Genomic DNA, 16,785 nt, shown 5'->3' with positions numbered 1-16,785 from the left:
AGGAGGAGTGGATCGATGAGACGGAGTTCCCGATGGTGGGCGGCCTCGACGGCCGCGCTCGCGTGCGTGCTCGCGTTGCCCGGGGTGAGCCCGGCGCAGGAGCCGCTGGACATCCTGCTGACCAACGACGACGGCTACGACGCGCCCACGCTCTCGGCGTTGAAGCAGGCGCTGAGCGCGGCCGGGCACCGGGTGACCGTGGTGGCCCCGTGCGACGACCAGAGCGGCAGCGGCACCGAGCTCTCCTCGAAGTACGCGCGCGGGGAACCGACGCAGGAGAACACCATCACGGCGAAGCAGGTGGCCCCGGACACCTGGGCGGTGTGCGGCTCGCCCGGGGATTCGGTGTCGTTCGGGGTGCAGAACGTCTTCGCCGGCGACCCACCGGACGTCGTGGTGTCCGGCGTGAACCCGGGGCAGAACACCGGCGCGGTCGCCGCCCACTCCGGCACGGTCGGCGCCACCAACGTCAGCGGTGAGCTGTCCATCCCCGCCATCGCGATCAGCGTCGAGATCGACGTCAGCACCGATCCGCCGCAGCTCGGCCCGGTGCCCGCTGCCGCCGAGTACGCAACCCGCGTGCTCGACCAGCTGCGCAGCACCTCCAACGGCGGACCGCTGCTCCCGGAGCACACCACGCTCAACATCAACTACCCGGTGGCGCCCGAGGTCAAGGGCACGAAGGTGACCGCGACCGGCCGGTCGGCGTTCGTCCGGCCGCGCTACGAGCGCACCGATCTGTGCCCCGACTGCTACGTGATCCAGCCAGTGTTCGACACCTCGCCGGATCCGGTGCGCGACTCCGACAACAACGCGCTGGCAGCGGACTACGTCTCCGTCACCCCGCTCGACGGCGACTGGACCGCCTCCAGCGGTGTTCTGGCGTCGATGCGGCAGCGGCTCGGATCCCTGCGCTGAGAGAGCTCGTCGTGGGTGTGCGAGCGCGCTTGCACACCCACTGGCGGGGAACAAATGCTCTAGCTCCGCGATGACCCGCGAGCGAGCCTGGACTTGGACGGACACCTACAGATGTGAGTTCGAGGGGAAGCGACCAAATGGCGCACGCCTTGTTCGCCGCGCACCTGCCCGCCGGCAACAAGAACCGGGACAAGTCCCGGAGCCGGCACCGGTCACGCAGCCGGGGCAGCCGCATGACGGCCCGCACGCACCGCAGCCTGTGAAAGGGGGAAACGGTCATGGTCAAGGGATTGTTCGTCGCACACGTTCCCGCTGCCACCAACCACCGGCACCGCAGCCACAGCGGCCGGGACCACCACCGCGGTCGGCGGCGGACGTCGCTGAAGCACCACGGCAGGACGGACTTCTTCCCGATGGGTCGCTGATCCACTGACCGGCGGCGGTGCCCATCGGACACCGCCGCCCACCACGTCTCATGAGTCTCATCGTTTCGCTGCTGGCCCGGCTGCGGGCCTTGCTGACCGTTCCCGGAGCGGAGACCGAGGTCCTCGTCGAGCAGGCACCAGCTGTCGGCGTGCGGGAGATCTTCCGGAGGTTCTGGCCCTACGCCCGCCCCTACCGGCGCTGGTGGGCGTTCGTGGTGCTGCTCGTCCTGATCGGACCGCTGCTGGACACCGCGACGATCTGGATGTTCAAGATCCTCGTCGACGACGTCCTGGTGCCCCGCGACTTCGGGCTGTTCTTCGCCCTCGGCGCCGCCTACCTGGGGATCACGGTGCTGGCCGGCATCGTCGGCTTCACCGACGAGTACCTCTCCACCTGGGTCGCCGAGCGCTTCCTGCTCGACCTGCGCACCGACCTGTTCGGACACCTGCACGGGCTGTCCATCGGATTCCTGGACCGCCGCAAGGTCGGGGACACGCTGTCCCGGCTCACCGGCGACGTCAGCGCCATCGAGAACCTGGTGCTGTCCGGGACGGTCCAGGCGCTGTCCTACCTGTTCAAGATCGTGCTGTTCACCGGTGCGCTGTTCGTGCTGAGCTGGCGGCTCGCGGTGGTCTCGCTGATCGCGGTCCCGGCGTTCTGGCTGACCGCGCGGTACTTCTCCCGCCGGATCAAGGCCGCGTCGCGGGAGAAGCGGCGGCGCAGCGGGACGATCGGCGCAGTCGCCGAAGAAAGCCTGAGCAACGCGGCGCTGGTCAAGGCCTACGGCCGCGAGCGCGCCGAAACCGAGAGGTTCCACCGGGAGAACCTGGGCAGCTTCGCCGCCGAGATGGTCGCCACCCGGCTGCACGCGCTGTTCAGCCCGCTGGTGGACCTGCTCGAACTCGGCGGGGTGCTGCTGATCATCGGGCTCGGCACCTGGGAGCTGTCCCGGGGCACGATCACCCTGGGCGGCCTGCTCGTGTTCCTCGGGTACCTCAGCCAGCTCTACAGCCCGGTGCGCGGGTTCGGACGGCTGACCAACACCGTCTACGCGGCCTCCGCCGGTGCCGAGCGGATCATCGAACTGCTCGAGCAGGTCCCCGACGTCCGGGATCCGGTGCACCCGCGCCGTTTGGGCCGAGCGCGAGGCGAGGTGGCCTTCGACGCGGTCAGCTTCCGGTACCCGAACACCGAACGCGACGCCGTGCACCGCGTCGCCTTCTCCGTCCGGCCCGGTCAGTCCTTGGCCCTGGTGGGGGCCAGCGGATCCGGCAAGTCCACGGTCGGCAAGCTGCTGCTGCGCTTCTACGACCCGGATACCGGCGCCGTGACCCTCGACGGGCTGGACCTGCGGTCCGTCGAGCAGCAGGAGGTGCGGCACAACATCTCGGTCGTGCTCCAGGACGCCCTGGTGGTGGACGCCAGCGTTCGGGACAACATCGCTTGGGGGCGACCCGGAGCCACGGACCGCGAGGTGGTGCGCGCCGCCCGCGCGGCGGACGCGCACGAGTTCATCACCGCGCTGCCCGACGGCTACCGGACAACGGTCGGAGCGCGCGGCAGCCTGCTTTCGGGCGGGCAGCGGCAGCGAATCGCCATCGCCCGCGCGATGCTGCGCAACGCACCGGTCCTGCTGCTCGACGAACCCACCGTCGGCCTCGATGCGGCGTCCAGCGCGCGGGTGCTGGAACCGCTGCGGCGCCTGATGGCCGACCGCACGTCCATCGTCATCGCGCACAACCTGATGACGGTGCGCGACGCCGACCAGATCCTGCTGCTCGACGACGGCCGGATCGCCGAATCCGGCACGCACGCCCAGCTGATGCGCCGCAACGGCCGCTACGCGTCGCTGTACCGGATGCAGCAGGAAGAGCCCGTGGTGCGGGAGCTGGCATGACCGAAGCAGAGCCACTCCGCCGCGGGCAGGAGCTCGCGCCCGGTTACGCGGTGATCGAGCACATCCGGCGAGGCGAGTGGTACGACACCTACGACGCCTGGAGCGCCCAGCGCTACAGCCGGTGCTTCGTCAAGGCGGTGCGACCGGACCTCGTCGACGACCGCGAGATCAGTGAAAGTCTCGCGTTCGAGGGAAAATTGCTGTTGTCCTGCACCCACCCGTACATCGTTCGCGCCTACGAGATCGCGGAGGCGTCCGACGGAACTCCGGTGCTGATCATGGAGACGCTGGGCGGGGCGACCCTGGACAGCCTGCTCGACGACGGCAAGCGCAAGCTCACCGTCCAGGAACTCGGCCACCTGGGCCTGCAGCTGTGCTCGGCGATCCGCTACCTGCACGACCGCGGGTACCTGCACCTGGACCTCAAACCCGGCAACATCATCGCCGAGTTCGGCCGAGCGCGAGTGCTCGACCTGGGTCTGGCCCGCCCACCGGGGCAGCACCGCGGCGGAGCCGGAACACCGCGCTGCATGGCGCCGGAACAGGCCCGAGGCGGCCTGGTGGGGCCGCCGGCCGATGCCTGGGGCATCGGCCTCGTCCTGTACGAATCGGCCACCGGAATCCAGCCCTTCGACGTGCCGGGAACCGATGAGTTCTCCCAGCTGACGACGACGGCACCACCCGTGCGATCAGCGCGGCGCTTGCCCAAACCGCTGGCCGCCGGGATCGACGGCTGCCTCCGCCCGCGACCTGAGCAGCGCCCGACGCTGCAACGCCTCCACGAGCTCCTCGTCGAGGCGACCGGCGACGAGAACCCGTGAGCCGGCTCGCTGCCCCCTCGGGGCCCGCACCCGGATCCAGGAGGACCGGCTCGAGCACCGGGCGGAGCGTCCGGGGACCGGCCCACGGGGATCACTGCCGACGTGCTGCGACCAGCTGGCCGCGGCGTTCCAGCTTCTGCCAGGGCAGCCGGGCCCCGGCCAGGGCCGTGATCACCGACTGCACCACGATCAGGTACATCAGTTGGCGGTAGACGATCTGCTGCAGCGGAAGGGCGAGCAGCGGCCCCAACCGCTCCTTGTCCAGCCGGAACGCGATCACCCCGGGGACCAGCTGCAGCAGGAGGAAGGCGAACCACGTCAGGGCGATCCTGCCCGCGTCCTCGGTGAACAGGGCGAAGAACGTGGTCACGTCGATGACCGGGGCGATCACCTGCAGCAACACCTGGAAGATGACCAGGTATGGCAGACCCCGGCGGCCCAGCTGTCCCGCCGCGCCGCGTTCGATGACAGCTCGTCGGTGCTTCCAAACGGCCTGCAACGTCCCGTAGCACCACCGGTAGCGCTGCTTCCACAGCTGGCGGTAGGTGGCCGGTGCTTCGGTCCAGGAGATCGCCCGCTCCTCGTAGACCACGCGCCACCCGGCACGTTCCAGGGCCATCGTCAGGTCGGTGTCCTCAGCGAGGGTGTCGTCGCTGACACCGCCGGCTTCCTGGATCGCCGAGCGGCGGAACGCGCCGAGCGCGCCGGGCACCGTCGGCGTGCAGCGCAGCACGTCGTAGACGCGGCGATCGAGGTTGAACCCGGTCACGTACTCGATGTGCTGCCAGCGGCCGAGCAGCTTGCCGCGGTTGCCGACCTTGACGTTGCCGGACACCGCGCCGATGGCCGGATTGGTGAAGTGCCCGACGAGGTGGCCGACGGCGTCGGGCTCGAGCACGGTGTCGCCGTCCACCATGACCACCAGTTCGGAGTTCGCCGCCGCCAGCCCGGTGTTGACCGCGGCGGCCTTGCCCGCGTTCTCCTGCCGGATCAGCCGGATGCGCGGGAACCGCCGTTGCAACCGCTCGACCACTTCGGCGGTCCGGTCCGTCGAGCCGTCATCGACGACGATCACCTCCACCGGGTGCTCGGAGGCGAGGATCGAGCGCACGGTGCTGGAGATACCGGCTTCCTCGTTGTAGGCCGGCACGATGACGCCGACGCGTTGGCTGATCGGCCACGGTGGTTCCCAGCGGCGGGAACGGCGCAGGTGGATCGGCACGATGACCAGTACGAAGACCGCGCGCAGCGCGGCCAACGCGGTCGCCAGCCAGAGCAGCACGCGCAGCGTGTCGGCCAACCAGCTGGACAGCTTGATGATGGCGACCAACATCGTGCCCGCGATCCGTTCCACGATCTGGGCTTCGTTCATCGTGGTGGGCAGTTGGAAGGTCCCGCCGACGGAGTCGACTCGCCAACCGGTCCGCTGCAGCCCGTCCAGCAGGTGGTCCAAAGCCTGCACGGTGCCCGGACCTGCGGTGTCGCGCATCATCAGCACCGCACCGCGGTCGTCGCGAGGTGTCGAGTTCGCCAGCACCGCCGCCGGGTCCGGTTGCCTCCAGTCCTGCGAATCCAGGTCGGCGACCACGACCTGGCGTCCGTGGTTGCCGATCCGCAGGAACGACTTCCACGCTTCGTAGTCCAGCGACCCGGTCGTCGTGTACGGCGGTTGGACCAGGTTCGAGGTGATCCCGGCAGTGCCCGCCAGCACCAGGTCGGTGGCCTGCAGTTCGAGCTGGATTCGCAGGTCGCCGGCCTGCCGGAGGTCGGTGCGGGTGAGGGTTCGGTTGCCGATCTCATGCCCTTCGGCGAGGATCCGCTGGACCAGCGCGGAGTTCTCGGCGGCCTGCGCACCGGTGAGGAAGAACGTGGCGTGCACCCGGTGCTCGGCCAGCACGGCCAGCACCTCCGGTGTCCATTGTGGATCTGGTCCGTCCACGAAGGTCAGCGCCAAGTGCCGGGCGGGCGGGTGTTGCACGACCGGTTCGCGCGGGTCGATGACGGAGCCACCGGCGAACGCGGATTCGGGCACGAACTGCCTGGTCCCGCTCGGCGTGCTTGCCACCCCGGCTCTGTTGAGCAGGACGTCCAAGCCGAGCAGGCCGCATAGCACGAGCAGGACCAGGCCGAGCAGCAGCCAGTGCGCGCGAGGGGTTCGGGGAGTGGGGGAGCGACGCGGCAAAAGCGCTTCCTGTCTCAGGAGTTCGTCTGGGCGGTGGTCGGAAGTGGCGGCGCGGGGGTTCTGGAGTTGAGCATCGCCGAGGCGAGGAAGAGGCCGAGGCAGACCAGGACCAGGCTGGCTGCCAGGAAGAACCGCCGGAACACCCGGCGTCGGCGGCCGCTGCGGTCGACGAAGACGGGGTCCGCGACGTGGCGGATCCGGCGGACCTCGCGGTCCGGCGAGATGTCGAGCGTGGTCTGCCCGGGACGTCCGCTTCGCCGTGCTCGTCCGGTGTGGACGACGATCGAGTCCGGGGAGTTGCGGCGGTGCCTGGCGCGGACTTCGGTCGAGCCGCCGCGGGTTCGCGGGTGGCCTCGGTAGGACATCATTGCTCCGGTCGGTCGGATGTCTTGATCACCTGAATGGATAAGTCGGGACGCCGTACGATAACGTTACGGTTACTTCGAACCGAGGCGCGCGGTTGTCGGGGCGTGTGCGCGTCGCCCGAACGCATGGAGCGAACACACGCAGTGAGAACTTTCTTGCGACGCGCCACCCGACTCCTGTCGTTGCTGCTCGCCGTGGTGGTGCTGCTCATCGCCGCGGCGGTGGTGCAGCTGGAACTTTCCCTGCAGCGCGTGCCCGCGTTCACCGACTACATTGGACGCCCCGCCCCGTCCCGGGCGAACGGGACGAACTGGCTGCTGGTCGGTTCGGACAGCCGGTCCGGTCTTTCCGCCGAGCAGCAGCGCGAGTTGGTCACCGGAGGCGCTGAGGACGCTGCCGGATCTCGCACCGACACGGTGATGCTGCTGCACATCCCAGCCGGTTCGGGCGCGCCGACGCTGGTCAGCTTCCCGCGCGACTCGCTGGTGCCGATCAAGGGCCATGGTCCGGACAAGCTCAACGCGGCGTATTCCTACGGTGGCCCGACGTTGTTGTCCCGCACCGTGGAAGAGGTGACCGGGCTGCGCATCGACCACTACCTGGAGATCGGGCTGGGCGGTTTCGCCGGAGTGGTGGACGCGGTCGGCGGCGTGCGGATGTGCCTGCCGCAACCGATCAACGACCCGAAGATCGACCTGGAGCTGGCGAGCGGTTGCCAACAGCTGACCGGGGCGCAAGCGCTCGGTTTCGTGCGCACCCGGGCGTTCGCGCGCGGCGATCTGGAGCGCGCGGAGCACCAGCGGGCCTTCCTGTCGGCCTTGGTGAACAAGGCGACCAGCCGCGAGGTCCTGCTGAACCCGGTGAGTTCGGTGCCCATGATCTGGGGGCTGGCCTCCAGCGTCAGCGTCTCCGACTACGACCGGCTCGACGACCTCGCACGGCTCGGGCATCGGGTGAGCGGTGCGGGCGGAGAGCTGGTCACGGTGACGGTGCCGACCGGCGGCGGGATGGACATGCCGGGGCTCGGGGAGGTCCTCTTCTGGGACAAGGGGAGGTCGGAGGCGCTGTTCGCGGCGCTCAAGCAGGACCGGCCGATCCCACCGGAGGCGGTGACCGCCGTCCGGTGAGGGGGGCTGGATCGGGTCACGGGGTCTTGGTGAGGAGCTCCATGTTGTGCCCGTCGGGGTCGTCGAAGTAGACGCCCCGGCCGCCCCAGCGGTGGTTGATCTCGCCGGGCTTCTGGTGTGCCGGGTCGGCCCAGTAGGCGATCCCCGCGTCGCGGATCCGGCCGAACGCTTCGTCGAACTCGGCTTCGTCGACCAGGAACGCGTAGTGCTGCGGCTGCACGTCCGACTGGGTCATGTAGTCCAGCGTGATCGAGTTGTCGAGCTCGACCGGCACGAACGGCCCGAACTCGGCACCGACCTCGACGCCGAGGATGTCGGCCAGGAACCGTGCGGATTCGTGCTTGTCCCGAGCCCCGACGATGGTGTGGTTCAGTTCGATACCCATGATCACTCCCCGGCCGGTTGCGAGGTGTTCTGCGCGAAAGCCGGTGGCGCACCGATCGGGCTCAACTGGATGCCGGCCAGCAGCCACCGGTCGCCGCGGCGAACCGCGATGTGGGTGGAACGGAATTCGCCGTCGACCGTATTCCCGCGGTACGCCCCGCGTTGGGTGTGCACGCCGACGGAAATCGCGCAGTCACCGTGATCGCGCACCTCGGCGTCGTGCCAGTCGAGCGACTCGGTGACCAGGTCCCCGGTGCGGTAGCGCGCCAGCCACTGCTCGCGGTCCAGCACGAATCCCAGCGGCCCGACCAGAACGAAGTCTTCGGTGGTCAGCGCGGCGAGCGCCTCGACGTCACCGCGTGCCTCAGCCGAGGCCCACTGCTGTTCGAGCTGGCGGACGCCTTCCTCAGTGGACATCTTCTCGCTCCTGCCGGTCGTCGTTCTCCTGGTGGGCGAATGAGTCGATGTGCGTGCGAACCCAGTCGGCGAAGGTGGTCGGCTGCCGCCCGAGCAGACCGGGCATCGCAGGCAGCACCTGTGCGCCGTCGTCGCTTCCGACCGCGCGGTTGAGGACCGCGTCGACGACTTCCGGCGACATCCCGGAGCGGCGCAGGCCGGCCCGCGTTTCCCCGAGGGACGGTTCGGCCAGTTGGAGGTGCCGGCCGAGTTCCTCGCCGATGATGGAGAGTTCCTGGGCGGGCGTCAGCACTTGCGGCCCCGAGAGCTGGTGAACGGCGTTGCGGTGCTCGTCGGTGGTCAGCGCGGACACGGCGATGGTGGCGATGTCGGCGGGGGCGATCGCAGCCGTCGGCCGGTGCGCGAACGGGATGCGCACTTGGTCGCCGCGCCGGATCATCGGCGCCCAGTGCAAGGCGTTGGACATGAACCGGCCCGGCCGCAGGATCGTGTGGTCGATCCCGGTCGAGACCACGGCCGCCTCCGCCTCCGCGTGCCACCGGTCGATGACGTCGTCGCCCCGGCCCGCGCCGTAGACCGACAGCTTCACGAGGTGCGCGACCCCGGCGCGCTGCGCGGCTGCGGCGAGGCTGATGTCGTGCGTCGGGCGCGGTGCGGTGCCGACCTGCTGCGAGGTCATGAGGAACGCGCGGTCGACGCCGCGGAACGCTTCGTCGAGGCTGGCGGGATCCTCTGCGTCCCCGTAGACCACCTCGACACCGTCTGGTGTGCGGGCCTCGTGCGGCCGTCGCGTCATCGCGCGCACCGGGTGCCCGGCAGCTGCCAGCGCGCTGGCCACCTCCGAGCCGACGTTCCCGGTCGCGCCGGTCACCAAGATCATCGTTCTCCTCCTCGATGTGGTGCGCGGGCATTGATGAGCACAGCGCTGACCAGTGCGCCGACGACGAGGGTCGACGCAGCCCAGAACGCTGCTGGGGCGTAACCGCCGGAGGGCCCTGCTGCGGCGACGGCGACGGTGTTGAGCACTGCCACGCCGATCGATCCGCCGATCTGCTGCGCGGCGTTGACTACGGCTGCGGTGACCCCGGCCTCGCGGGGATCGACCCGGCTGGTGGCCGAGCTGATCGCAGTCGGGAAAACGCAGCCCATGCCGATGCCGAGCAGGATTTCCGCTGGCAGCACGTCGGTGGCGTAGGAGCCGCCCGGGGCCAACCCGGTCAGCAGGCCCAGCCCCGCAGCGGCGACCAGCAGACCTGAGGCGATCAACGCGCGGGGAGCTACGCGGGCTTGCAACCGCGCGGCGAGCAGTTGCGAGCTGGCGAACACCGCAGCCGACAGCGGTAGGAACGCGAGCCCAGCCTGCACCGGGGTGCAGCCGAGCACTTCCTGGAGGTAGTAGGTCAGGAACAGGAAGGTGGCCAGCATCCCGGCGACACCGCACGCGACTGCGAGGCACGCGCCGATCCTGTTGCGATCGCGGAGGATCCGGGGCGGGAGCAGCGGTTCAGGAGTCCGGGACTCCCGCACGGCGAATGCCGCGAGGAGCGCGATCCCGGTGCTGATGGGCACGATCCGCGATGAGTTCTGCGCTGCCCCGTAGACGATCGCGGACAAGCCGCCGGCCGACAGCAACGCGCCGATGAGGTCCAGTCGGGACCGCCGAACAGCGCCCGGCCGGCTGGCGGCGTACCGGGTCCCGAACGCTGCGAGCACGGCGACGGGGACGTTGACGTACAGGCATGCCCGCCAGGTGAGGGCTTCGGTCAGCACTCCACCGAGCACCAGGCCGAGCACTCCGCCGCTGCCCGCGATGGCTCCGAAGATCGCGAAAGCCCTGGCGCGTTCGCGTGGTTCCGAGAAGGTCGTGGCGAGCAGTGCCAGCGCGGTGGGTGCGAGCAGGGCGGCGAACGCACCTTGCAGGCCGCGCGCCGCCACCAGCGTGCCGAAGTTCGTCGCGGAACCGCCGAGCGCGGATGCCGCGGTGAACCCGACCAGCCCCGTGCGGAAGGCGCGAGCGCGACCGAGCTGGTCGGAGAGGCGGCCACCGAGCAGGAGTAAGCTGCCGAAGGCCAGCGTGTACGCGGTGACCACCCACTGCCGCTGCGCGTCGGAGAAGCCGAGGTCGGTCTGCGCGGACGGCAGCGCGATGTTCGTGACGGTGGCGTCGAGCGCGAGCATCAGCTGCGCGACCGAGATGAATGCCAGTGCGGTCCACCGGCGGCGATCCGACCCCGGCAGCTCTGCGGGGGTGCTTGGAGTTGCTCTTCCGTTGGTCATGGGAATCCCCAGTTCCTCAGCGGCGAGTGCAGCCAACGGTAGGTCTCGAATGATTAGATGTCAAACGATTAGTCTTCGATTGGTCTGTGCTAGCTTGGCGGCATGCCTGGACCCGCACATCAGCCGCTGGGGCTGAACCTCGCGCAGACCTCGAAGGCGGTCGGTCGAGCCTTCGACGACGCCCTCGCGGAAGCGGGCGGCTCGGTCCCGGTGTGGCTGGTTCTGCTGTCGCTCAAGACCCGAAAGGTGAGCAACCAGCGAGAACTGGCCGCTGCGGTGGGGATCCAGGGCGCGACCCTGACCCACCACCTCAACGCGATGGAGTCCGAGGGGCTGCTCACCAGGCAGCGAGACCCGGCGAACCGACGAGTTCACCAGGTCGAGCTGACCGAAGGGGGAGAAGCGGCGTTCCACCGCCTCCGGAAGGTGGCGATGTCCTTCGACGAACGACTCCGCGCCGGCATCCCCGAAGGGGATTTGGCTGCTTTCGAACGGACTCTCGCCCAGCTGCGCGCCAACGTCGCTGCGGAGGCTTGAGCCGCTATGCGAGCGGGCGTTCGGCGACCAGCTCCAGAAGGATCTCGGCTACTTGGGCGTCGGTGATCAGGGTGGTGACCACTCCGGAGCGCAGGACCGCGTCGATCGCTCGGGCTTTCGGTTCCGTGTAGCCCAGGGCGATGACTTCTGGGATCTGGGCGAGCTGTTCGTGCGGGATCGCGAGCACGTGGTGGGCCAGGCCCGTTGACATCGCGTTGCCGTCCGCGTCGAAGAGGCGGGCGGCGATCTCCGCCATCGCACCGCGCTCCTCGATCGCGTCCCGTTCCGGTTGGCTCAGGGCGTCGTAGACGGTGGATTCGTCGGGGCGCCACGCTCCGATGCTGACCACGGCCTTGGTCAGGTGGCGGAACTGGTCGAAGGTCTCGGCGATGCCCGGCTGGTTGCGGAGTATCTCCGTGGTGCGGCGGTCCGGGAGCACCAGCGGACCGTAGATCGGGTACGCGGACCCGCCGGAGATGTCGGCCAGCCTGCCGACCGTCTCCACCGACCGGTCCCGCATGTCCATGCCCGCCTGCACGCCGCACAACTGCACGATCGGGCACTTCGGCAGCGTGCGGACGGCATCCGCCATGGCGTTGACCGACCGGGCCCAGGACAGGCCGATCACGTCTTCGATGGTGGCGGTCTCGGCGAGCAGATCCGCTGCCAGCGCACCGATCCTCCGGCGCAGCTCGGGGCGTTCGGCCTTGGATTGCGCTCGATTGAGCACCAGGACGCGGCGCAGCCGGTAGCTGGTCCGCACCGCCTCCGACAGCTCGAGGTCGATCGGCACCGGCAGGTCGAACTCGACCCGGACCAGGCCGGTTTCCCGTGCTGCGGTGAGGATCCGGGCCACCTTGAACCGGCTGATCCCGAATTCCTGGGCGATCTCCAGCTTGGATCGGCCCTGGACGAAGAACCGGTGCGCGATGGACGCCGCCGTGACCGTGTCGGTCAGCCTCGCACGGATCTTGCTGATGCTCATATGAGCATTCTAAGGAGAAAATGTTGACGGGATGTGCGGAATCACCCTTCAATTCTCGGCGAGTTGCCGGAACGAACGGCCCGCAGTGCTCATATGAGCGGGTCAGCGGAAGGGGTGTCATGCGCGCCGCGATCATCGACCAGCCCGGTTCGATCAGGGTGGGTGAGGTGCCGGACCCGAAACCCGGCGACGGACAACTCGTGATCAAGGTCGGCGCGTGCGGCATCTGCGGCACCGACCTGCACATCGCCGACGGGCACTTCCCGCCCACGCCCTACCCGATCGTGCCCGGGCACGAGTTCGCCGGTGAAGTCGTCGAGCTCGGCGCGGACGTGCCGGGCGGGTGGAAGATCGGTGACCGGGTGGCCGTCGACCCATCGCTGTTCTGCGGCTACTGCACGCCGTGCCGCTCGGGCCACGGCAATCTCTGCGCGAACTGGAACGCCACCGGCGACACCGTCGACGGCGCCTTCGCCGAGTACGTGGCCATCCCCGCCAGCACTGCCTACCGGATGCCCGACTCCATGACCTGGCAGCAGGGCGCGCTGGTCGAGCCGGTGTCCTGCGCGGTGCACGGTGTGCGCCAGATCGGTGTTGAAGCGGGGGAGCGGTTCCTCGTGGTCGGTGCGGGCACGATGGGGCTGCTGATGCAGCAGCTGCTACAGCGCGGTGGTGCCCAGGTGTCGGTGGTCGATCGCAATGCGGCACGTCTGGAGCGCGCCACGAAGCTCGGCGCGGTCTCGGTGAGCACCGACGTCGCCGAACTCGACCAGCGCTTCGACGCCGCCGTGGACTGCACCGGCGCCGCGCCCGCGATCGAGGCCGCTTTCGACTCGTTGCGCCGCGGTGGCCGGCTGCTGGTGTTCGGCGTCGCCCCGGCCGAGGCGCGGATCTCCCTGTCGCCGTTCCGCATCTACAACGACGAGATCAAGATCGTCGGCTCGATGGCGGTGCTGCACAGCTACGGCGCCGCGCTGGACCTGGTCGCGTCCGGTGCCATCGACACCGACGAGCTGCTCACCGACACGTTGCCGCTGGAGGAGTTCCCCGCCGCGCTGGACCTGATGCGCAGCGGCGCCGGGCTGAAGGTGCAGGTCCTGCCGGGAGGCGTTGATGAGAAGTAGAGCCAAGCTGGCCGTGCTCGCGGTCGTCGCCCTGCTGCTCAGCGGATGCGCGGGAGCCGGGGCGCTCGGTGCGGGTGGGCGAACGCTGGTCGTGGCGATCGTGTCCAACCCGCAGATGGAGGACGCCATCGCGCTCTCCGACCAGTTCGAACGCGACAACCCGGGCATCAAGCTGAAGTTCGTGCAGCTGCCGGAGAACCAGGCGCGAGCGAAGATCACCGCCTCGACGGCCACCGAGGGCGGCGAGTTCGACGTGGTGATGATCAGCAACTACGAGACCCCGCAGTGGGCGGCGAACGGCTGGCTGGAGAACCTGCAGCCCTACATCGACGCCAGCCCGGGCTACGACGCGGACGACTTCATCCCCAGCATCCGCGATTCGCTCTCCCACGACGGATCGATGTACGCGGTGCCCTTCTACGGCGAGTCGTCGTTCCTGGCCTACCGCAAGGACCTGTTCGCCAAGGCCGGGCTGACCATGCCGGAACGGCCCACCTGGGAGCAGATCGCCGACTTCGCCGCTCGCCTGGACGACAAGCAAGCAGGCGTGGCCGGGATCTGCCTGCGCGGCAAGCCGGGCTGGGGCGAGAGCCTGGCCCCGTTCAGCACCGTGGCGAACACCTTCGGCGCCCGCTGGTTCGACGAGAACTGGAACGCGCAGCTGACCTCGCCAGAGTTCCGGGCCGCCGCCCAGTTCTACGTCGACCTGGTGCGCCAGCACGGCGAGGTCGGTGCGTCCAGCGCCGGGTTCACCGAGTGCGGCACTCGATACGGCCAGGGCGAAGCGGCGATGTGGTACGACGCGACGGTCATGGCCGGTACCAACGAGGATCCGGACAGCAGTGAGGTCGTCGGCAAGTCCGGTTACGTGCCCGCTCCGGTGTCGCGCACCGAGACCAGCGGCTGGCTCTACACCTGGTCGCTGGCCATGCCGAAGGTCGCCCAGGACAAGGACGCCGCTTGGCGGTTCATGCGCTGGATGACCGACAAGGACTTCGTGCGCACCGTGGGCACCGAGTTCGGTTGGAACCGGGTGCCACCGGGCTGCCGCCGGTCGACCTACGAGATCCCGGAGTACCAGGAGGCCGCGCACGCCTACGCCGCACCCACGCTGGCCGGGATCGACAGCGCGAACCAGCGGAACACCATGCTGAACCCGGTGCCCTACCCGGGCATCCAGTTCGTCGGGATCCCGGAGTTCCAGGACCTCGGGACCCGGGTCAGCCAGCAGCTCTCGGCGGCCATCGCCGGGCAGATCTCGGTGGACGAAGCACTGCAGCAGTCCCAGGAATACGCCGAATCCGTCGGTGCGGCATACCGGGAGACCAGATGACGCAGACGGCCACCACGACAACCGCAGTCGACCGTTCGACGACTCGCAGACGTCCCGGGAAGTGGTCGCGCGAGGCCTGGCTGCGCCGCGCGCCGCTGATGCCCGCGCTGCTGTTCACCGTCCTGGTCACCCAGATCCCGTTCCTGCTCACGGTGTTCTACTCGTTCCAGTCCTGGAACCTGGTGCGCCCGGGCTCTCGCCACTTCGTCGGTCTGCGCAACTACATCGACGTGTTCGCCGACAGCCAGTTCCGCGGAGCGATGTTCAACACCGTGCTGCTGACGGTGGTGTGCGTGCTGGTGGCGATGTTGCTGGGCCTCGGCTTGGCGCTGCTGCTGGACCGGCAGTTCCTGGGACGCAGCGTGGTGCGGACGCTGCTGATCACGCCGTTCCTCATCCTGCCCGCGGCCGGCGCTCTGCTGTGGAAGACGACGATGTTCGACCCCACCTACGGGTTGCTGAACTTCGTGTTCGGCACCGAGGTCGACTGGTTGTCGGAGTTCCCGCTGGCATCGGTGATGGCGCAGATCATCTGGCAGTGGACGCCGTTCATGATGCTGCTGATCCTGGCCGGCTTGCAGGGCCAGTCCAAGGAGGTGCTGGAGGCCGCGGCGGTCGACGGGGCGGGCCGGTGGCGGACCTTCGCCTCGATCACGCTGCCGCAGTTGGGCCGATACCTGCAGCTCGCCGCGCTTCTCGGGGCGATCTACATCGTGAACAGCTTCGACGCGATCTACCTGATGACGCAGGGCGGTCCCGGTACCGCGAGCACCAACCTGCCGTTCTACATCTACCAGCGGGCCTTCGAGGGTTTCGACATCGGCCAGTCCTCGGCGATGGGCGTGATCGTGGTCGTGCTGACCTTGATCGTGGCGACCTTCGCGCTGCGCCTGATGTTCCGGACCTTCGGCGTGAGCGAGGTGCGATGATGCGGACTGGCAACCCACTCGGCCGCTGGGCGTTGACCGCGCTGACCTGGCTGATCGCGATCCTGTTCGTGTTCCCCGTGCTGTGGATGGTGCTGACCTCGTTCAAGCAGGAGAACGACGCCTACACCAACCCGCCGAAGGTGGTGTTCACCCCGACGCTGGAGCAGTTCGCCGGTGTACTGGAGCGCGGATTCCTGCCGTACTTGGCGAACTCGGCGTTCGTGACGGTGGTGTCCACGCTGCTCGTGCTGCTGCTGGCGGTGCCGGCGGCGTACGTGCTGTCCATCTCCGCCGTGCCGGGGACCCGGGACGCGCTGGGGTTCTTCCTGTCCACGAAGATGCTGCCGATCGTCGCGGCGATCATCCCGTTGTACGTGATCTCCCAGAACCTCAAGATGCTGGACAACGTCTGGGCTCTGGTGGTCCTGTACACGGCGATGAACCTTCCGCTGGCGATCTGGATGATGCGCTCGTTCTTCCTGGAAGTGCCCAAGGAGATGGTGGAGGCGGGGCGGATCGACGGGGCCAAGCTGCCGACGCTGCTGTTCCGGGTGGTGCTTCCGGTGGTGGCGCCCGGCATCGCTGCTACCGCGCTGATCTGCGTGATCTTCTCCTGGACCGAGTTCTTCTACGCGGTCAACCTGACTGCTGCTCAGGCCGGGACCGTTCCGGTCTTCCTAGTCGGGTTCATCACCAGCGAGGGCCTCTACTGGGCGCAGCTCAGCGCTGCGGCCTTCTTGGCTTCTCTGCCTGTGATGATCATTGGTTGGGCCGCTCAGAACCACTTGGTTCGTGGTCTGTCCATGGGGGCGGTCAAGTAGCCCGTTTGGGGCTTTGCTCGTTGAGTGCCGTTGCAGTGCCCGCCCGGGGTTTGGTCCGGGCGGGCACTGCCTTTGTCGGCCGGGCTTCGGAGCTTGTCCTTGCGGATGTCGCTCCGTTTCCTTCGAGGCGGCTTTTCGTTTTCCACTCTTGAGTTTTCAAGGTGCTCGGGGCTTTGTGGAGGTTCCGTTGTTGGTGGGGTCATCCCCGTGATTTCGTGGATTGTGGGGGCTGGGGGGGGGG

General features: G+C 68.9%; 18 protein-coding genes. 11 read left to right on the top strand and 7 right to left on the bottom strand.

What is annotated here, in order from left to right; all coding sequences use genetic code 11:
• Positions 1-15 precede the first annotated feature (15 nt).
• From surE to OU415_RS07650, 5 genes are all read left to right on the top strand, one after another.
• A complete protein-coding gene (gene surE / locus OU415_RS07670) occupies positions 16-918 on the top strand; it encodes a 5'/3'-nucleotidase SurE (RefSeq protein WP_270947889.1) in 903 nt (300 codons plus the stop codon).
• A gap of 137 nt (positions 919-1,055) precedes the next feature.
• On the top strand, positions 1,056-1,181 hold the full coding sequence (locus OU415_RS07665; protein ID WP_270947888.1) for a hypothetical protein: 126 nt from the start codon (positions 1,056-1,058) through the stop codon (positions 1,179-1,181).
• A 15-nt stretch (positions 1,182-1,196) separates the two neighbouring features.
• A complete protein-coding gene (locus OU415_RS07660) occupies positions 1,197-1,343 on the top strand; it encodes a hypothetical protein (protein WP_270947887.1) in 147 nt (48 codons plus the stop codon).
• A gap of 50 nt (positions 1,344-1,393) precedes the next feature.
• Positions 1,394-3,241, top strand: coding sequence for an ABC transporter ATP-binding protein (locus tag OU415_RS07655; protein ID WP_270947886.1), 1,848 nt, complete (start codon positions 1,394-1,396; stop codon positions 3,239-3,241).
• Positions 3,238-4,062: a serine/threonine-protein kinase gene (locus OU415_RS07650; protein ID WP_270947885.1), complete on the top strand. Its 825-nt coding sequence runs from the start codon at positions 3,238-3,240 to the stop codon at positions 4,060-4,062. Before OU415_RS07655 ends, OU415_RS07650 begins: the two co-directional genes overlap by 4 nt.
• Before the next feature lie 91 nt (positions 4,063-4,153).
• On the opposite strand, the gene OU415_RS07645 is transcribed toward OU415_RS07650, so the two are convergent.
• Positions 4,154-6,244, bottom strand: a complete 2,091-nt coding sequence (locus OU415_RS07645) for a glycosyltransferase (RefSeq protein WP_270947884.1) — start codon at positions 6,242-6,244, stop codon at positions 4,154-4,156.
• 14 nt (positions 6,245-6,258) lie between these two features.
• A complete protein-coding gene (locus OU415_RS07640) occupies positions 6,259-6,609 on the bottom strand; it encodes a hypothetical protein (RefSeq protein ID WP_270947883.1) in 351 nt (116 codons plus the stop codon).
• A gap of 144 nt (positions 6,610-6,753) precedes the next feature.
• Here OU415_RS07640 and OU415_RS07635 point away from each other — a divergent pair, with 144 nt between their 5' ends.
• A complete protein-coding gene (locus OU415_RS07635; RefSeq protein ID WP_270947882.1) occupies positions 6,754-7,737 on the top strand; it encodes an LCP family protein in 984 nt (327 codons plus the stop codon).
• Positions 7,738-7,753: 16 nt separating this feature from the next.
• Here the strand turns inward: OU415_RS07635 and OU415_RS07630 are convergent, their stop codons facing one another.
• From OU415_RS07630 to OU415_RS07615, 4 genes are read right to left on the bottom strand one after another with little or no spacing between them, the layout of a single operon-like run.
• Positions 7,754-8,122 carry a VOC family protein gene (locus OU415_RS07630; RefSeq protein ID WP_270947881.1) on the bottom strand — a complete coding sequence of 123 codons (369 nt, stop codon included), beginning with the start codon at positions 8,120-8,122 and terminating at the stop codon, positions 7,754-7,756.
• Positions 8,123-8,124: 2 nt separating this feature from the next.
• On the bottom strand, positions 8,125-8,538 hold the full coding sequence (locus OU415_RS07625) for a nuclear transport factor 2 family protein (RefSeq protein WP_270947880.1): 414 nt from the start codon (positions 8,536-8,538) through the stop codon (positions 8,125-8,127).
• A complete protein-coding gene (locus OU415_RS07620) occupies positions 8,528-9,418 on the bottom strand; it encodes an NAD(P)H-binding protein (RefSeq protein WP_270947879.1) in 891 nt (296 codons plus the stop codon). Before OU415_RS07620 ends, OU415_RS07625 begins: the two co-directional genes overlap by 11 nt.
• The gene (locus OU415_RS07615; protein WP_270947878.1) at positions 9,415-10,815 is read right to left on the bottom strand and encodes an MFS transporter; all 1,401 of its coding nucleotides are present in this window, start codon (positions 10,813-10,815) and stop codon (positions 9,415-9,417) included. Before OU415_RS07615 ends, OU415_RS07620 begins: the two co-directional genes overlap by 4 nt.
• Before the next feature lie 102 nt (positions 10,816-10,917).
• Here OU415_RS07615 and OU415_RS07610 point away from each other — a divergent pair, with 102 nt between their 5' ends.
• Entirely contained in the window at positions 10,918-11,352 is a 435-nt protein-coding gene (locus OU415_RS07610; protein WP_270947877.1) for a MarR family winged helix-turn-helix transcriptional regulator, read from the top strand.
• Between the two features lie 4 nt (positions 11,353-11,356).
• On the opposite strand, the gene OU415_RS07605 is transcribed toward OU415_RS07610, so the two are convergent.
• Complete coding sequence (locus OU415_RS07605) at positions 11,357-12,337, bottom strand: sugar-binding transcriptional regulator (RefSeq protein ID WP_270947876.1); 981 nt, start codon at positions 12,335-12,337, stop codon at positions 11,357-11,359.
• A 119-nt stretch (positions 12,338-12,456) separates the two neighbouring features.
• On the opposite strand from OU415_RS07605, the gene OU415_RS07600 reads away from it, so the two are divergent.
• From OU415_RS07600 to OU415_RS07585, 4 genes are read left to right on the top strand one after another with little or no spacing between them, the layout of a single operon-like run.
• Positions 12,457-13,461 carry a zinc-dependent alcohol dehydrogenase family protein gene (locus tag OU415_RS07600; RefSeq protein ID WP_270947875.1) on the top strand — a complete coding sequence of 335 codons (1,005 nt, stop codon included), beginning with the start codon at positions 12,457-12,459 and terminating at the stop codon, positions 13,459-13,461.
• Positions 13,451-14,794 (top strand): ABC transporter substrate-binding protein, encoded by a 1,344-nt coding sequence (locus OU415_RS07595; RefSeq protein WP_270947874.1) that lies wholly within the window; start codon positions 13,451-13,453, stop codon positions 14,792-14,794. The genes OU415_RS07600 and OU415_RS07595 overlap by 11 nt, the downstream gene beginning before the upstream one ends.
• A complete protein-coding gene (locus tag OU415_RS07590) occupies positions 14,791-15,723 on the top strand; it encodes a carbohydrate ABC transporter permease (protein ID WP_408641817.1) in 933 nt (310 codons plus the stop codon). Before OU415_RS07595 ends, OU415_RS07590 begins: the two co-directional genes overlap by 4 nt.
• Positions 15,720-16,544, top strand: a complete 825-nt coding sequence (locus OU415_RS07585) for a carbohydrate ABC transporter permease (RefSeq protein ID WP_270947873.1) — start codon at positions 15,720-15,722, stop codon at positions 16,542-16,544. The genes OU415_RS07590 and OU415_RS07585 overlap by 4 nt, the downstream gene beginning before the upstream one ends.
• Positions 16,545-16,785 lie beyond the last annotated feature (241 nt).

The sequence above is a fragment of the Saccharopolyspora oryzae genome (genome assembly GCF_027853915.1).
GTDB classification, from domain to species: Bacteria; Actinomycetota; Actinomycetes; order Mycobacteriales; family Pseudonocardiaceae; genus Saccharopolyspora; species Saccharopolyspora oryzae.
This window is presented reverse-complemented; position numbering and strand designations above follow the sequence as displayed.

What these genes read in the sequence shown, in the direction of transcription:
- OU415_RS07595 (WP_270947874.1), top strand. Translation starts at nt 13,451, where the DNA reads ATGAGAAGTAGAGCCAAGCTGGCCGTGCTCGCGGTCGTCGCCCTGCTG.
- OU415_RS07620 (WP_270947879.1), bottom strand. Translation starts at nt 9,418, where the DNA reads ATGATCTTGGTGACCGGCGCGACCGGGAACGTCGGCTCGGAGGTGGCC.
- surE (WP_270947889.1), top strand. Translation starts at nt 16, where the DNA reads ATGAGACGGAGTTCCCGATGGTGGGCGGCCTCGACGGCCGCGCTCGCG.
- OU415_RS07600 (WP_270947875.1), top strand. Translation starts at nt 12,457, where the DNA reads ATGCGCGCCGCGATCATCGACCAGCCCGGTTCGATCAGGGTGGGTGAG.
- OU415_RS07655 (WP_270947886.1), top strand. Translation starts at nt 1,394, where the DNA reads ATGAGTCTCATCGTTTCGCTGCTGGCCCGGCTGCGGGCCTTGCTGACC.
- OU415_RS07615 (WP_270947878.1), bottom strand. Translation starts at nt 10,815, where the DNA reads ATGACCAACGGAAGAGCAACTCCAAGCACCCCCGCAGAGCTGCCGGGG.
- OU415_RS07610 (WP_270947877.1), top strand. Translation starts at nt 10,918, where the DNA reads ATGCCTGGACCCGCACATCAGCCGCTGGGGCTGAACCTCGCGCAGACC.
- OU415_RS07640 (WP_270947883.1), bottom strand. Translation starts at nt 6,609, where the DNA reads ATGTCCTACCGAGGCCACCCGCGAACCCGCGGCGGCTCGACCGAAGTC.
- OU415_RS07650 (WP_270947885.1), top strand. Translation starts at nt 3,238, where the DNA reads ATGACCGAAGCAGAGCCACTCCGCCGCGGGCAGGAGCTCGCGCCCGGT.
- OU415_RS07590 (WP_408641817.1), top strand. Translation starts at nt 14,791, where the DNA reads ATGACGCAGACGGCCACCACGACAACCGCAGTCGACCGTTCGACGACT.
- OU415_RS07625 (WP_270947880.1), bottom strand. Translation starts at nt 8,538, where the DNA reads ATGTCCACTGAGGAAGGCGTCCGCCAGCTCGAACAGCAGTGGGCCTCG.
- OU415_RS07585 (WP_270947873.1), top strand. Translation starts at nt 15,720, where the DNA reads ATGATGCGGACTGGCAACCCACTCGGCCGCTGGGCGTTGACCGCGCTG.
- OU415_RS07630 (WP_270947881.1), bottom strand. Translation starts at nt 8,122, where the DNA reads ATGGGTATCGAACTGAACCACACCATCGTCGGGGCTCGGGACAAGCAC.
- OU415_RS07605 (WP_270947876.1), bottom strand. Translation starts at nt 12,337, where the DNA reads ATGAGCATCAGCAAGATCCGTGCGAGGCTGACCGACACGGTCACGGCG.
- OU415_RS07665 (WP_270947888.1), top strand. Translation starts at nt 1,056, where the DNA reads ATGGCGCACGCCTTGTTCGCCGCGCACCTGCCCGCCGGCAACAAGAAC.
- OU415_RS07660 (WP_270947887.1), top strand. Translation starts at nt 1,197, where the DNA reads ATGGTCAAGGGATTGTTCGTCGCACACGTTCCCGCTGCCACCAACCAC.